This is a genomic window from Bosea sp. BIWAKO-01 (assembly GCF_001748145.1).
In the GTDB taxonomy this organism is placed as follows: domain Bacteria; phylum Pseudomonadota; class Alphaproteobacteria; order Rhizobiales; family Beijerinckiaceae; genus Allobosea.
In genome coordinates this window covers 2,115,076-2,130,591 of sequence record NZ_BCQA01000001.1, presented here as the reverse complement: position 1 = coordinate 2,130,591, position 15,516 = coordinate 2,115,076, and the positions used below count along the sequence as shown (strand labels likewise).

General features: G+C 64.9%; 12 protein-coding genes. 3 read left to right on the top strand and 9 right to left on the bottom strand.

Annotated features, from left to right (window positions below):
• Positions 1-96 precede the first annotated feature (96 nt).
• From tsaE to BIWAKO_RS09700, 8 genes are all read right to left on the bottom strand, one after another.
• On the bottom strand, positions 97-1,650 hold the full coding sequence (tsaE, locus tag BIWAKO_RS09735; RefSeq protein ID WP_069878536.1) for a tRNA (adenosine(37)-N6)-threonylcarbamoyltransferase complex ATPase subunit type 1 TsaE: 1,554 nt from the start codon (positions 1,648-1,650) through the stop codon (positions 97-99).
• A complete protein-coding gene (locus tag BIWAKO_RS09730) occupies positions 1,647-4,013 on the bottom strand; it encodes a sensor histidine kinase (RefSeq protein ID WP_244523399.1) in 2,367 nt (788 codons plus the stop codon). The genes tsaE and BIWAKO_RS09730 overlap by 4 nt, the downstream gene beginning before the upstream one ends.
• Positions 4,014-4,510: 497 nt before the next feature.
• Positions 4,511-5,911, bottom strand: a complete 1,401-nt coding sequence (gene ahcY, locus BIWAKO_RS09725) for an adenosylhomocysteinase (RefSeq protein ID WP_069878535.1) — start codon at positions 5,909-5,911, stop codon at positions 4,511-4,513.
• Positions 5,912-6,200: 289 nt separating this feature from the next.
• Entirely contained in the window at positions 6,201-6,536 is a 336-nt protein-coding gene (locus BIWAKO_RS09720; RefSeq protein ID WP_069878534.1) for an HPr family phosphocarrier protein, read from the bottom strand.
• 1 nt (position 6,537) lies between these two features.
• Positions 6,538-6,939 carry a PTS sugar transporter subunit IIA gene (locus BIWAKO_RS09715; RefSeq protein ID WP_043234821.1) on the bottom strand — a complete coding sequence of 134 codons (402 nt, stop codon included), beginning with the start codon at positions 6,937-6,939 and terminating at the stop codon, positions 6,538-6,540.
• 110 nt (positions 6,940-7,049) lie between these two features.
• The gene (locus BIWAKO_RS09710) at positions 7,050-7,517 is read right to left on the bottom strand and encodes a phosphoenolpyruvate carboxykinase (ATP) (RefSeq protein ID WP_069878533.1); all 468 of its coding nucleotides are present in this window, start codon (positions 7,515-7,517) and stop codon (positions 7,050-7,052) included.
• Positions 7,518-7,526: 9 nt separating this feature from the next.
• Positions 7,527-9,323, bottom strand: a complete 1,797-nt coding sequence (locus tag BIWAKO_RS09705; protein ID WP_069878532.1) for a stimulus-sensing domain-containing protein — start codon at positions 9,321-9,323, stop codon at positions 7,527-7,529.
• A 72-nt stretch (positions 9,324-9,395) separates the two neighbouring features.
• Positions 9,396-10,097, bottom strand: coding sequence for a response regulator transcription factor (locus tag BIWAKO_RS09700; RefSeq protein WP_069878531.1), 702 nt, complete (start codon positions 10,095-10,097; stop codon positions 9,396-9,398).
• 202 nt (positions 10,098-10,299) lie between these two features.
• Here BIWAKO_RS09700 and BIWAKO_RS09695 point away from each other — a divergent pair, with 202 nt between their 5' ends.
• The 3 genes from BIWAKO_RS09695 to BIWAKO_RS09685 all read left to right on the top strand — a co-directional run bounded on the left by BIWAKO_RS09695 (position 10,300) and on the right by BIWAKO_RS09685 (position 13,930).
• Entirely contained in the window at positions 10,300-11,079 is a 780-nt protein-coding gene (locus tag BIWAKO_RS09695) for a HugZ family pyridoxamine 5'-phosphate oxidase (RefSeq protein ID WP_141740036.1), read from the top strand.
• A 193-nt stretch (positions 11,080-11,272) separates the two neighbouring features.
• Positions 11,273-12,883: a phosphoenolpyruvate carboxykinase gene (locus tag BIWAKO_RS09690; RefSeq protein WP_141740035.1), complete on the top strand. Its 1,611-nt coding sequence runs from the start codon at positions 11,273-11,275 to the stop codon at positions 12,881-12,883.
• A gap of 36 nt (positions 12,884-12,919) precedes the next feature.
• Positions 12,920-13,930, top strand: a complete 1,011-nt coding sequence (locus tag BIWAKO_RS09685; protein WP_069878529.1) for an Lnb N-terminal periplasmic domain-containing protein — start codon at positions 12,920-12,922, stop codon at positions 13,928-13,930.
• Between the two features lie 101 nt (positions 13,931-14,031).
• Here BIWAKO_RS09685 and BIWAKO_RS09680 read toward each other — a convergent pair whose 3' ends face one another.
• The gene (locus tag BIWAKO_RS09680; RefSeq protein WP_069878528.1) at positions 14,032-15,492 is read right to left on the bottom strand and encodes a sodium:proton antiporter; all 1,461 of its coding nucleotides are present in this window, start codon (positions 15,490-15,492) and stop codon (positions 14,032-14,034) included.
• Positions 15,493-15,516 lie beyond the last annotated feature (24 nt).

Genomic DNA, 15,516 nt, shown 5'->3' with positions numbered 1-15,516 from the left:
CGGCCGCGAACCCGTCTCAGTCACGCGAATCTCCCGATTGTGATGAACCTGCGCGATCCATAGCGCGTCGAGGTCGCGCTTGTCGCGGACGACCTCTCAGGGGCTTTCGGCTGTCTCGAACAGCTTCGGCAGATGGGCCTGATACCAGGCCTTCAGCTCTTCGAGCGCTGGGTGCTCAAGGTTGCGTCGCAAGTACGTTTCGATTCGCGGCAGGTGCTTGAGATAGGCGGGCTTGCCGTCGCGCTTGTCGAGACGTGCGAAGATGCCGGCTATCTTGGTGTTGCGCTGCGCGCCCAGGATCGCATAGGCGCGAGCGAAGCCGGCGAGATCGAAGCTCTCGTCCGCGGCCCGCCGCGCCGAGCCATAGGCGGCAAGCAGCTTGAGTTCCAGTGCTGCCGGCACGTCGATGCGCGCGTCCTGTCCCAGCGAGACCAGATCATAGGCGGGGTGGCCGAGCACGGCGTCCTGGAAATCGATCAGACCGAGCTTGGCGTGTCCTTCACGCTTCGGCAGCCAGATCAGATTCGGGGAGTGGAAGTCGCGGAGCGTCCAGGTCGATGGTGCGGCGAGGATTTCGTCGAACAGCTTGCTCCAGATGCGGCTGAATTCGGCATGGGTCACCGCGGGCAAGGTCACGCCGGCAATATGCGGGGCGTACCATTCGAGCACGAGTTCGGTCTCGATCGAGAGCGCACCCCGATCATAGTCCGGCACGATGTAGTCGCGCCCGTCGGCGACCGGCAGGATCGCCGGAAGGGTGTGGCGATGCATGTCGGCCAGCAGGCGTGCGGCGGCCTCATAGCGTTCGGGAATCGGTCCGCTCTCGTCGAGCACACCCTCATCGCCGAGGTCCTCGATCAGCAGGAGGCCAGTCTCGAGGTCCTGGGCAAAGATGTCGGGCGCCGAATAGGTCAGCGAGCGCAGGCCTCGATCCATGCCGACGAAGGCATCGACCGATTCCGCCAGATGCGCGATGGCGCTGTAAGGCTTGCCGAGACGGATCGCGGGGCCGTCCGCGCGCGGCGGCGAAATCATCAGGATGGCGGTTTGTCCATCCGGACGCGTCAGCCGCTCATAGGCGCGGGTCGAGGCGTCGCCGAGCATGAAGTCGCGCTTGGCCTCACCCCATCCGGCGGAGTCGATCAATCGCCGTGCTGCGATCGCGATGGCAAGGCGCGAGCGCCAGAGCACACCGCCCGCGAGACTGGCGATCCGCCCGGTCTCGGGCGCCTTTGGGTCGACGTCGAGCACGATGTCGAGCCGGCGACCGGCTGGCAGCCGCGTACCGGCACGGTCCGGCCACTCGACCAGCGTGATGATGCGGTCGAGATCCTCGATCAGCCCGATATCGTCGAGTTCGTCGGGGGATCGCACCCGGTAGAGATCGGCATGGATCACGCTGCCGCGCAGCGTGTCGTAGCTCTGCACCAGGGTAAAGGTCGGGCTCGGAGCTTCCAGGTCCGGGTTGTCGGCAAGCTCGCGCAGGATGGCGCGCGCCAGCAACGACTTGCCGGCGCCGAGATGGCCGGAGATCGCCACGATATCGCCGGGCTTGAGGATCGCGGCGAGATCGCGGCCGAGCCGCACTGTGGCGGCCTCACCGGCCAGCGTCAGCCGATGCCCGCCTGTCTTCACGCTATCCTCTGTCATTCAGCGGCATCCGAGAGCGGCATGCCTTCCGAGGGGAACACCGCGGTGACGCGCGTGCCCTGCCCTGGCGCGGAATCGAGCTCGACATGGCCACCATGCAGCTCGACGATGGAACGCACGATGGAGAGGCCAAGTCCGACGCCGCGATGCTTGGAGCCGAGAGAATGGCTCTCGAACCGGTCGAACACCTTGTCCTTGACTTCGGCCGGGATGCCGCGGCCTTCGTCGGCGACGGTGATGCGGACATCGCCGCCGATGCGCCCGGCCGTGACCCCGATGGTCTGGCCAGGAGCGGAGAAGCCGATCGCGTTCGAGATCAGGTTGAACAGCACCTGCCGCAACCTGCGGCCATCCGCGCGCAAGGGGCCGGTCTGGGGCGCGATATCGACCTTGAGGGTCAGTTTGCTATCGATCAGGCGATCGTGCAGGCCGGCCGTCGCCTGGGCAATGGTCTCGGCGACATCGACTTCCTGGAATTCGAGCGCCAAAGCGCCGTTGTCGATCGAGGCGAGGTCGAGAATATCATTGATGATCGCAAGCAATGCGCCGGACGAGCGCACGATGTGGCCGGTATAGTCGCGTTGTTTCTCGTTGAGCGCACCGATCGTCTCGGCGCCGAGCAATTGCGCGAAGCCGATGATGTTGGTCAGCGGCGAGCGTAGTTCGTAGGAGACGTGGTGGACGAAATCCTCGCGCAGCCGCGAGACCTTCTCCAGGGCTTCGTTCTTTTCGGTCAGGGCACGTTCGACATTCACGCTTGCGGTGACGTCAGCGAAGGTGATCAGCGTCGCTCCGTCCGGCAACGGCGCGGCGGCGCAATCGAGCACGCTGCCGTCACGACGCTCCATCCGGCAGCCATAGTCCTCACGCGCATCGCGCACGCCCGTGATGACGCTCTGCAGCTCGGTCCAGACATCGTCATGCGGATAGAGCGGCCGGCAGAGCCGGACGACCTCGTCGATATGCGGCGTGGCTGCGGCCAGGTCGCCATGGATCTTCCAGGCCTGGGCGAAGGCGGGGTTGGAGAGCTTGAGCCGGCCGTCCGAGCCGAAGACCGCGACACCCTCGCGCAGCGAGTCGAGCGTTTCCCGCTGCGTGCGTGACAGTGCATTGAATCGGGATTCGAGCGTGAAGCGCTCGGTCACGTCGTCGAAGAGATAGGTGACGCCGCCCTGCGGGTTGGGGCTCGAGACGACATGGATCGTCCGCCCGTCCGGCAGATACCACCAGTCCTCGCTGGCGCGCGGGCTTGTATAGGTAGCCTGTACCGCAGCCTTCCAGCTGCGGTAGTCGCCGAGTTCAGGCAGGCGGCGCTCGGCTCTCAGCCGGTCGAGGATTTGGCTATCGCTGGGTTTGCCTTCGAGGAAGGCGGAGTCGAGCGACCAGAGCGTCTCGAACCCGGAATTGCTGTAGACCAGCCGCTGTGAGGCGTCGAACACGGCCACTGCCGTCTTCAGCCGGTCGAGCGTGCGCACATGCGCATCCATCTGGCGCTGCAGGTCGGCGCGAACGGCCTCAAGCTCGCTCATGTCGGTCGCGATACCGGCAAAGCCCGCCGGCGTCGGCATTTCCAGGATGTCGAGCGTATGCCGCTGGCCGGCCACCACAGCCGGAGCGCGTGTTGCGAACGGTCGCCCTTCGCTGCGCGCCTTGGCTGCGTTCTCCCGTTCATTGCGGTCGAGCAGCTCGAGGCCGCCCTTCACCGCCTCGCTGCCGCCGGCAGCTTCGACCGCGCGGGCATAGGCGGCATTGGCCCAGCTCAGGCGACCGTCGGCATTGCGCGTCCAGACCGGCTGCGGCAGGCCAGCCAGCAAGGTCGAGAGCGCTGCATGATCGGCGGTGACATGCTCGAGTTCGCTTTGCAGCGCCATGACCCGGGCCCGCTCGCCGCTGACCTGGCGGAAACGGATCACCGCGCGCCCTGCGACGGGACGGCCTTCGACATCGATGAACGGGCCGGAGCGACTCCTGAGCGTGAAGCCGAAGGCTTCGCCGCGCTCCTTCAATGCGTCGGTGGCGAGTTCCAGGCGCTTGGCGTCGGCGGGAGGGGCCCAGCTGCCATAGGCAAGGGCCAGGGCAGCGCCGGGCGCGCCGAGAAAGCCGCTGTCGCCCTCGAAGATCGGCTCGGCGTTCTTTCCGTTCCAGCTGACCACGACCTGGGCATCGGACGCGAGCAGCGCACCCAGGCGTTCCTGGTGGCTGCGGGCCGCTTCCAGTTCGCTCGCGAGTTCTCCTTCGCGGCGCTGCCAGCGTCCCCGCTCGCGCACATAGATGATCGAAGTTGTTGCCGCGAAGACCACTAGCCCTGCCAGGACGATCGAAAGGCTGCCGGCGCCAAGCGCGCCTGCCGGGAGCGGAGCCATGATCTCGGTCTGTGCGAGCGCCGGAAGCGGGATGCTGCCGACGGCGAGGCCTGGGAGCAGTGCGCTGTGGCGCCCCGCATCTCCGTTCCGTCTCTTTCGCCCCGCTCGTCTCATTCTGCTTCCGTCACTTAGTCTGAACCCGACCCTGGCGTTGAACGGCCAAGGTGGAAAGCCGATCGAGGCGCCGCAGCCCGAACCGGACGCACGCACACCACCACACCAACTCGTTTGAGCTTGCTCGACCTCGCGCGAACGCAGCGGGCCCGAATCAGCTCCACTCTAATCACCGGTGGAGTCCGGCAGGAAGTGCTTAATGGCTGGTAAATGCGTGGAAAATCGCGACCGAGTGCCGCTCCAGATCAAGAAATCAACAAATTGAGCCTGGTTGTATGGCGCTGTCTATTAGTGGTGTCTTCTTGCGACAATAAGAGGTCAGTCAGATACAAAAAAGCCCGGCGCGAACGCCGGGCTTCTTCAACTTTACGCCTGTTGGCGTGTCAGTAGCGGTAGAGCTCGGGCTTGAACGGGCCGGTCGGGGCCAGACCCAGATACTTCGCCTGCGCATCGTTGAGCACAGTCAGCTTGGCGCCGACCTTGGCGAGGTGGAGCGCCGCGACCTTCTCGTCGAGATGCTTCGGCAGCGTGTAGACCTTGTTCTCGTACTTGGCGTGGTGGTTCCAGAGCTCGATCTGGGCCAGCGTCTGGTTCGAGAACGAGCAGGACATCACGAAGGACGGGTGGCCGGTGGCGTTGCCGAGATTCACCAGGCGACCTTCCGACAGCAGGATGATGCGCTTGCCGTCGGGGAACTCGACCTCGTCGACCTGCGGCTTGACGTTGTCCCACTTGAAGTTCTTCAGGCCGGCGACCTGAATCTCCGAGTCGAAATGGCCGATATTGCAGACAATGGCGCGGTGCTTCATGGCGCGCATGTGCTCGACGGTGATGACGTCGAGATTGCCGGTGGCGGTCACGAAGATGTCGGCGCGGGGCGCAGCATCTTCCATGGTCACGACCTCGTAGCCTTCCATCGCCGCCTGCAGCGCGCAGATCGGGTCGATCTCGGTGACGAGCACGCGGCAGCCGGCCTGGCGCAGCGAAGCGGCCGAGCCCTTGCCGACGTCGCCATAGCCGGCGACGACCGCGACCTTGCCGGACATCATCACGTCGGTGCCGCGGCGGATGGCGTCGACCAGCGATTCACGGCAGCCATAGAGGTTGTCGAACTTCGACTTGGTGACGGAGTCGTTGACGTTGATCGCCGGGAAGGGCATGCGGCCGGCCTTGGCCAGTTCGTAGAGGCGGTGCACGCCGGTGGTGGTCTCTTCCGAGACGCCCTTGATCGCGGCGCGGGTCTTGGTGAACCAGCCCGGATTGGCCTTGAGCTCGCGCTTGATCAGCTTGAAGAAGATCGTCTCTTCCTCGTTGCCCGGCTTGTCCAGGAACTCGGCCTTGCCGGCCTCGGCCTCGGCACCGAGGATGATCAGCATGGTCAGGTCGCCGCCGTCGTCGAGGATCATGTTCGGCGTGCCGCCGTCACCCCATGTCGCGGTGCGCAGGACGTATTCCCAATACTCCTCCAGCGTCTCGCCCTTGATGGCGAAGACCGGGGTGCCGGTCGCGGCGATCGCGGCGGCGGCATGGTCCTGGGTCGAGAAAATGTTGCAGGACGACCAGCGCACGTCGGCGCCGAGTTCCTTCAGCGTCTCGATCAGCACGGCGGTCTGAATGGTCATGTGCAGGCAGCCGGCAATGCGGGCGCCCTTGAGCGGGGCCTTGCCCTTGTGCTCGGCGCGGATCGCCATCAGGCCCGGCATTTCGTCCTGGGCCATGTTGATTTCCTTGCGGCCGTAATCCGCGAGGCTGATGTCCTTGACGATGTAATCGTGCTTCGACACGGGGCTGCTCCAATGGCTTGATCTTGAATGACGCGCGGCTCTCTAGCAGCGACGGCGTCAGAAGGCAATCAAAGATATAAAGATGTCTTTATATGCACCGGGAACGAGCCCGGCGCGACATGCGCGAACCTCGCCTGTCTGACGCCCGCATTCGGCGTGGTCGCGTATCTGCCGTCGGAAGTCAGCAGTCCGGGAAGGGACAGGATGGTTTGCCACCAACGCATCTTAGGCCAGCGCAGCAAAATCTGACCTCGCGCGACCTGCAAGGGAGCGCGGTTGGCGCTACGGCCTATTCGCCTTCGCCAAACTTGTCGGCGACCAGCGCTTCAAGCGCCTTCAGCGCCTCCTGGGCGTCACGGCCCTTGGCGACGACGGTGATGGTCGAGCCGATGCCGGCACCAAGCGTCAGGATGCCCATGATCGAGGTTGCGCCGACGGTCTCGCCGCAGCGGGTCACGGTAATGTCTGCGTCGAAATTCGAGGCGCACTGCACGAATTTCGCCGTAGCGCGGGCGTGCAGCCCCTTCTTGTTGACGATCGGCAGTTCGCAATAAAGCGCGCCGTTCGGGATCGCCGTCTCCGGGCAATCACAATCGTCTTCGCTGCTGCTCACCTGGCCGCTCATCCTATTTTCCCGCCAGGACCCGGCTGGCTACGGTGATGTATTTTCGGCCGGCATCCTGCGCGCTGGTTACGGCCTCGTCGAGGGTCTTCTCCTCGCGCACGCTGGCGAGTTTGATCAACATCGGCAGATTGATCCCGGCCACGACGTCGATCCGCCCGGGTTCCATCACCGAGATGGCCAGATTCGAGGGCGTGCCACCGAACATGTCGGTGAGAACGATCACGCCCTTGCCGTTCTCGACGGCTTCGACCGCCGCGATGATGTCGCGTCGACGGGCCTCCATGTCGTCATCGGGGGCGATGGCGATGGTGGCGAGGTTTTGCTGGGGGCCGACGACATGTTCGAGCGCTGAGCGGAACTCGGTCGCCAGATGCCCATGCGTCACAAGGACGAGTCCGATCATTCACTATCGCACCGGAGAGCGCTTGCAGGCGCCCGGACAAGGTCGCGGTTTATGCGGCAGGCGCGCGGGTTAGGCAAGACAGCTTGATTGAATCTTGTCGAAAACAAGGCTCACGCATCCCCCATGAACAAGCGCAGGGCGGTGAGGACAAGCCGCTCGTCACCGGCCCGACCCTTTACGGTCAGCCGCGGCAGGTCGACACCTGCCAGGCGTTCCACCAGCGCTTCGGGCTCAGGCATGCGTTCCGGCTCCTCGCCGCTGCAATCGACAATCAGCCGGATCACGACGCCGGGCAAGTGGGGCTCGGGCGTGAGGCCGAGACCGCGTCGCTCGATCAGTCCTTCCAGCGGGGAGACGGGGTAGCCGACCAGCCTGCCGCCAGTCGCATTCAGTTCGGTCCGGTCGTCGGCGACCAGGCGCGCAAACAGGCCGTCCTGCCTGGCGAGCGCGATGAGGGCCAACGCCAGAACCGACTTTCCGGCGCCGGATGGACCGCGGATGATGATTCCGGCCTCTCCAATCGCAATCGTGCTGGCATGCACGCGTTCGCCGGTTGCGGCCGTGTTTGTATTGTCCATGGCGGCAACTCAGGCGATGTGCTGAACGGCAGGCAGCCGCACGACGAAGCGCGCTCCGAGCCGTGGCGGGTCTTCCGCTCCGGTCGAGCGGTCGAGCCGGTTCTCAGCCCGAATGCTGCCGCGATGGGCCTCGACGATCTGGCGTGAGATCGAAAGGCCGAGCCCGGAATTCTGCCCGAAGCCCTCATCCGGCCGATCGGTATAGAAGCGCTCGAAGATCCGTTCGATGGCGTGGGGCGGGATGCCCGGCCCGTCATCCTCGACGCTGATCAGCACATCGGGCCCGACGCGCGACAGTATGACGCGCACGGGCTTGTCGGGCTGCGAGAAGGAACGAGCGTTGTCGATGAGATTGACCATGACCTGGCCGAGCCGGGAATCATGGCCCATCACCAGGAAGTCCTGGCGCCCGCCGGGGCGCTGCCCGCGCCGCTCGACCGAAAGCTCGATCCCGGGCTGACCGTCCCGCCGCGTCTGGTTCTGCAAGCTGACCACGGCTTCCAGGACCTGGGCCATGTCGACGGGGGCGGCATCGTTGCGTGCCAGTTCCGCGTCGAGCCGCGATGCATCCGAAATATCCGAGATCAGGCGATCGAGGCGCCGGACATCATGCTGGATCACGGCGAGCAGCCGGCCGCGGGAATCGTCGTTCTTCACGCGCGGCAGCGTTTCCACGGCGCTGCGCAGGGAGGTGAGCGGGTTCTTGAGCTCATGGGCGACATCGGCGGCGAAGCTCTCGATCGCCTCGATGCGGTTGTAGAGCGCCTTCGTCATGTCGCGCAGCGAGCCCGACAGATGTCCGATCTCGTCATGGCGATTGGTGAAATCGGGAATTTCCTCACGCGACTTCACGCCCTTGCGCACGCGCTGCGCAGCGTCGGCAAGCTTGCGGATCGGCTCGGCGATCGTGCCGGCCAGCAGCACCGACAGCACGATCATCACGCCCGCGGCGACGGCAAAGACCTGGATGATCGCGTAGCGCTCGCCAGCGATGATGCCGTCGATGTCGCCGCCTTGCGTCGAGAGCAGAAGCGCTCCGCGCACGGCCCGGAAGCGCTGGACCGGGACGGCGACGGAAACGATGGTCTGCCCGCGCGTATTGACGCGCACGACGCTGGCTGGAACGCCGCTCAAGGCGCGTGCCACCTCCGGATAGGACTTGCCATTGGCATTGGCGAAATCGTCATAGGCCGGCACGTCGGCGCGCCCGAGCCGGTTGCGCAGCATGTTCCAGGTGCGCTCGAGCAAGGGCGCCTCGTCCTGCTCGCCGAGGCGCGGCAGGTCGAGGCGGAGCACGTCGCCGCGCGAATAGAGATTGCGCGAGTCGAGCGTCAGCATCCCGTCCTTGTCATAGACGCGGGCACGGGTCTTCGTCGGGGTCACCAGGCGCCTGAGCAGTGGCGCCACTTTCTCGGGATTGATCGAGAAATCGAGCGGATCATCGGCAATGCCGGCGCTTTCACCTGCTTGCAGCTGCAAAAGCTTGTCGGCGTCGATCGTGATCGTGTCGGTCTCGACCGTCGCGGAGGCCGCGATCGATGCGGCAATGATCTCGCCCTGCGTCAGCAGGCTTTGCACCCGCGACTCGATCAATCCTTCACGGAACTGATTGAGGTAGAGAAAGCCGAGCAGCAGTGCCACGAGCCCGGCGAGATTGAGGACGACGATGCGACGCGTCAGGCTGGAGGCGGCGCGCGACGAGATGGCGCGCCAGGCATGCCGCCCCGCAAGCGCTACGCGCCGCCGCAGCGCCGGACGGCTGTGGCGGCCTTCGGCGCGGGGTCTGTCCTGTTCAATCGTCGCCATGCGTGATGCGTTCCAGTTTCACGAAGGCGGTTAAGTGTCCCTCGGAGCAGGTCAAGGCATCGATCGCGATTCTCACATCTCCTTGAAGCGATAACCAACGCCGTACAGCGTCTCGATCATGTCGAACTCGGCATCGACCTGATTGAACTTCTTGCGCAGCCGCTTGATATGGCTGTCGATGGTGCGGTCGTCGACATAGACCTCGTCGTCATAGGCGGCGTCCATCAGGGCGTTGCGGCTTTTCACCACGCCGGGACGCTGTGCCAGCGACTGCAGGATCAGGAATTCGGTGACGGTCAGCGTGACCGGCTCGCCCTTCCAGGTGCAGGTATGACGCTCCGGGTCCATGCGCAACTGGCCGCGCTCCAGGGCCTTGGCGTCTTCCGGCCGCGCGGGCGCGCTGACATCCTTGGCGCCTGAGCGGCGCAGGATCGCCTTGACGCGCTCGACCAGCAGCCGCTGCGAGAACGGCTTCCGGATGAAGTCGTCCGCGCCCATCTTCAGGCCAAAGAGCTCGTCGATCTCCTCGTCCTTCGACGTCAGGAAGATCACCGGCAGGTCGGATTTCTGCCTGAGTCGCCGAAGCAGCTCCATCCCGTCCATGCGTGGCATCTTGATATCGAAGATCGCCAGATCTGGCGGGTTCTGCTTCAGCCCATCAAGCGCCGATGCCCCGTCCGTATAGGTCATGATCCGGTATCCTTCGGCCTCGAGCGCGATGGAAACCGAGGTCAGGATGTTGCGGTCGTCATCGACCAGCGCAATGGTTGGCATGGGCTTTACGTCTCTGGGCCGCGTTGCAATGACGGGTCCACTCTCGCGAGAGAGCGGCCAAACCGTGGCTGCAATCTAGCGGTGCCGTGACGGTTTCGCTACAGCCTAACGCGTTGTTAGGCCGAAAGGCTCCGGAGCGGCTCGCGGCGGCTTCGGCTGGTGCAGCTCGCCAAAGCCGATTTTTGAGAGTGAGGAGCGTGCGATGTCTGAGGTTCAGGGACAGGCGATCACGCCACGCGGCGTCGAACTCGGGGGCACAGCGCCAGATTCCTTCGATGCGGTCGCGATGGCGCGCGAGCTGCTGCGCATTGCTCGCACCGCGCCGCTGGCGACCCTTGATCCGGCAAGCGGATTTCCGTTGTCGACTCTCGTGAATGTCGCGACCGATGTCGACGGAACACCGCTCCTTCTGCTCTCGAAGCTCGCATTGCACACGCGCAATCTCGACGCCGATCCGCGCTGCTCGATCCTGTGCTTTGCGCTCGGCAAGGGCGACCCCATGGCCAACTCGAAGCGCGTCAGCGTGGCCGGGCGTGCCCTGCGCACCGACGATCCGCGGGCGCGGCGCCGGTTCCTGGCGCGTCACCCCAAGTCGAAGCTCTACATTGATTTTCCCGATTTTTCGCTCTTCCGGCTCGAGGTCTCCGGGCTCCATCCCAATGGCGGGTTTGCCCGCGCAGCCGAGATCGCGACAGGTGACGTCCTGCTCGACCTGACGGGGTGCGATGCGCTGATCGAGGCCGAGGACGGCGCCGTCGCGCATATGAACGAGGACCATGCGGACGCGCTCGCGCTCTATGCGACGCGGTTGCTGGGTGAGGCGGAGGGGCGCTGGCGGGCGACGGGGCTCGATCCCGAAGGGCTCGATCTCGTTTGCGGCGATGCGGCGGCGCGCCTTGTCTTTCCCGAGCGTGTCACCAGCCCGGGGGCGCTGCGTGCCGCCCTGGTGGCGCTGGCCCAGAAAGCTCGAGCTGCGGCCTGATGACGCTGTGCCGGAGGGCTCGGTTTATTCAATCGATTTAGGGAAGTTTGTGCCTGCTCAAGTTTCGTCGGTGACTTGAGCCGGCGTCGCCATGCGCTTAAAGAGCGCCGCACTTGATCTCGCCCACGGTGGCGGAAGCACAGTCCGCCATGTCGAAACTAGGCGTCGAAGGGCGCCGTTCGGGAGAATGCCTGTGGAGACTATCGGTCACTTCAACACCGCCTGCGGCGCCGACACATTCGGCTTCCGCAAGCTCAAGGCGGTGCGCTGGAACTTCGAAGCGGCGCGCCTTTACGAGGAGTCGCTGCGGCGCGGCGAGTCCGAGATCGCCCATGGCGGTGCGCTCTGCGCCGATACCGGCAGCCATACCGGCCGGTCTCCGAAGGACAAGTTCGTCGTCAAGGACGCGCTGACGGAAGGAACCGTCTGGTGGGAGAACAACGGCGCGATCACGCCGAAGCAGTTCGAGACCTTGCTCGCTGATTTCATCAGCCACGCCGAAGGCAAGGAACTCTTTGCCCAGGATCTCTATGGCGGCGCCGACCCGGTGCATCGCGTCAAGGCTCGCGTCTTCACGGAGTTCGCCTGGCACTCGCTCTTCATTCGCAACCTGCTGATCCGCCCGGCTCCGGAAGAGATTCCGACCTATGTGCCGGAGATGACGATTGTCGATCTCCCGAGCTTCAAGGCCGATCCCAAGCGCCATGGCTGCCGCAGCGAGACCGTCGTTGCCATCGATTTCACCCGCAAGATCGTGCTGATCGGCGGCTCCGCCTATGCCGGCGAGATGAAGAAATCGGTCTTCACCTATCTGAACTACATCCTGCCGACCAAGGGTGTCGTGCCGATGCATTGCTCGGCGAATGTCGGCCGCAATGAAGACCCGGCGATCTTCTTCGGGCTCTCCGGCACCGGCAAGACCACGCTGTCGGCAGACCCTGACCGCACGCTCATCGGCGATGACGAGCATGGCTGGTCGAAGGACGGCATCTTCAATTTCGAGGGTGGCTGCTACGCCAAGACGATCAAGCTCTCGGCCGAGGCCGAGCCGCAGATCTATGCTGCTTCGCAGCGCTTCGGCACCGTGCTCGAGAACGTCGTGCTCGACCCGATCAGCCGGGTCGTGGATTTCGACGACCAGAGCAAGACCGAGAACACCCGCTCGGCCTATCCGCTCGACTTCATCCCGAATGCGTCGCGCACCGGCCGGGCCGGCACGCCCAAGAACATCGTGATGCTGACTGCCGACGCGTTCGGCGTGATGCCGCCGATCGCCAAGCTGACCCCGGCCGAGGCGATGTACCATTTCCTCTCCGGCTACACCGCCAAGGTCGCCGGCACGGAGCGCGGCCTTGTCGGCGTCGAGCCGGAGTTCTCGACCTGCTTCGGCTCGCCCTTCCTGCCGCGTCACCCGTCGGAATATGCCAATCTGCTGCGCGACTTCATCGCCAAGCACCATGTCGATTGCTGGCTGGTGAACACCGGCTGGACCGGCGGCAAGTACGGCACCGGGCGGCGCATGCCGATCCGCGTCACCCGCCGCCTGCTGTCGGCGGCGCTGGACGGCTCGCTCAACCGTGCCGACTTCCGCCGCGATCCCTATTTCGGCTTCGCGGTGCCGACCTCGGTGCCCGGCGTCGAGCCGCACATCCTCTATCCCGTCAAAACCTGGCAGGATAAGGCCGAGTTCGCCGAGACCGCCAAGACGCTCGTCGGCATGTTCCGCGAGAACTTCAAGCGCTTCGAGAGCCATGTCGATGATGCCGTGAAGGCGGCCGCGCCGACGAGTTCGCTCGCGGCGTGACGTCCGAATCGGTTTGATGTGTTACGAGAGGCGGCGATGAGCCGCCTCTTTTTGATTCTGCTGAAGCTTCTCACCACCCTCGTCATCGTCGGGGCGGGTCTTTGGGGCGTCGGCCTCCTGCTGTTCCGCCTCAACGGCGCGCTGGCGATCATGGGCGCCATCGGCTTCGGCTTCGCCGCGCTGGCCGGGCTGATCGGGATCTGGACCGGCGCCCTGCGGTTGCCGCTGGGCTTCGCGGTCGTGTTCCTTGGCCTGCTCGGCTGGTGGAACAGCATGCTGCCATCCCATGATCGCGACTGGATACCCGAGCTTGCGCGCCTGCCGGAGATCGCGCGCGAGGGCGACCGCATCACTGTCAGCAATTTGCGGCATTTCCGCTGGCGCACCGAAGCGGACTACGATCAGCACTGGGAAACGCGCAGCTTCGACCTCTCGAAGATCGAGGGGGCCGATCTCTTCCTGTCCTATTGGTCCGGCGAGGCGATCGCGCATCTGCTCGTCAGCTTCACCTTTTCGGATTCGCTGCCGCTGACCTTCTCGATCGAGGTCAGGCGCGAAAAGGGCGAGGAATGGTCGTCGCTGGCCGGCTTCTTCCGGACCTATGAGATGGCCTATGTCGCCGCCGACGAGCGCGACATCGTTGGTCTGCGAACCCATGCACGTGGCGAGGATGTGAGGCTGTTCCGGCTCGCGGCGACCCCGACCCAGGCCCGCGACGTGCTGCTCGCCTATGCCGCTGACATCAACCGGCTGGCGAAGAAGCCGCGCTGGTACAACACGTTGACGACCAATTGCACGACGGTGGTCTACCATCTCGTCGGTTCGGTTGCGCCCGGCTGGACCTTCTCGCTGCCGCTCGATCCGCGCGTGCTGCTCTCGGGCTACCTGCCGGGCTATCTCGCCCGCATCGGTGCGATCCGCTCCGACATGCCGCTCGACGAGCTGATTCGACGCGGGCGCATCAGCGAGCGGGCACGCACGCTGTCCCTCGACGATCCCGCGTTCTCGCAGAGGATTCGCGAAGGCGTGCCGACGGGACGGCCCTAGCGCCTCGCAGCAATAGGGGGCGCCGGAGCGCCCCCTACCTCGTCCGTAAAAGGGGGCGGCGGGCGCCCGGCACGGGGCTGAGCCGCCGGACAGGCCAGCGGCTACCTGAAGAAGATCACCGTCTGCAGCAGGAAGAGCGGGATCAGGATCGCGCCTGACCACATCATGTAGCCGAAGAAGCTCGGCATATTGACCTTCCGATCCTTGGCGATGGCGTAGACCATGAAGTTCGGCGCGTTGCCGATATAGCTGTTTGCGCCCATGAAGACCGCGCCCGCCGAGATTGCGGTCAGCGTCAGCGCACCGGTCGTCATCAGGGCCTTCGCGTCGCCGCCGGCAAGCTCGAAGAAGACCAGATAGGTCGGGGCATTGTCGAGGAAGGACGAGAGGAGGCCGGTCAGCCAGAAATAGGCGACGTTGTTCGGCGTTCCGTCGGCATGGGTCACCAGCGCGACGAGCGGTGCGAAGGCCCCGTCCTTGCCGGCCTGCAGCATTGCCAGCACCGGGATGATGCAGACGAAGATGCCGGCGAAGAGCTTGGCGACCTCCTTGATCGGTCCCCAGCTGAATTCGTTGCCGGCCCGCACGGGCTTCGGCGTCAACGCGAGCGAGAGCCCGGCGAGACCGAGCAGGACGACGTCGCGCACCACGTTCTGCAGTTCGACATGAACGCCATGAATGTCGAAGACGGTGCCGGGCTTCCAGTTCGCCGACATCAGGATGGCGAGGATGACGCCGCCGAGCAGCGCGATATTGACCTTGCCGAAGAGCTTGATGGCACGGTCCGGCGTGGGATCCCTGAGCGCGGGGGACCCCTTTTCCTTGCTGAAGAAATAGCTGTCGAGCGCGAAGAACAGCGCGAGCAGCACAGCGACCGCAAAGCTGGTTTCCGGAAGTAGGTGCTGGGTCGTCCAGAAGAAGCTGACGCCGCGCAGGAAGCCCAGAAAGAGCGGCGGATCTCCGAGCGGTGTCAGCGAGCCGCCGATATTAGAGACCAGAAAGATGAAGAACACGACGACATGGACGTTGTGGCGGCGGTCGTCATTGGCGCGCAGCAGCGGCCGGATCATGATGATCGAGGCACCCGTCGTGCCGACCACGCTCGCCATCGCGGTCCCGATCGCCAGCAGGGCCGTATTGGTCGCTGGCGTACCGCGCAAATTCCCGGTGATCAGGATGCCGCCAGCAATGGTGAAGAGCGCGAAGAGCAGGATGATGAAGGGGACATATTCGAGCAGCGCGGTGTGAAGCAGCGATCCGAGCGCCGGATCGAAGCCACGGAAGAGGACCAGCGGTACCAGTACGAGCGCGGCCCAGAAGGCTGCGAACTTGCCGTAATTGAGCTCCCAGAAATGCGGAAACAGGATCGGTCCGAGGGCGATCGAGAGCAGCATGCCGGCAAAGGGAAGAGCCCAGGCTGCGCCGAGCGTCGCCCCGCCGATATCGCCCGCCGCGAACGCGATGCTGGGAGCGAGGCACAGCCCCAGGGATGCGCCCGCAAGCGAGATCACTGATTTCAAGGACCCGCTCCCCCAATCCCGATATCGAGCGGCTTCCGTCATCGCCCGGTTGTGTTGTCGCGTAAA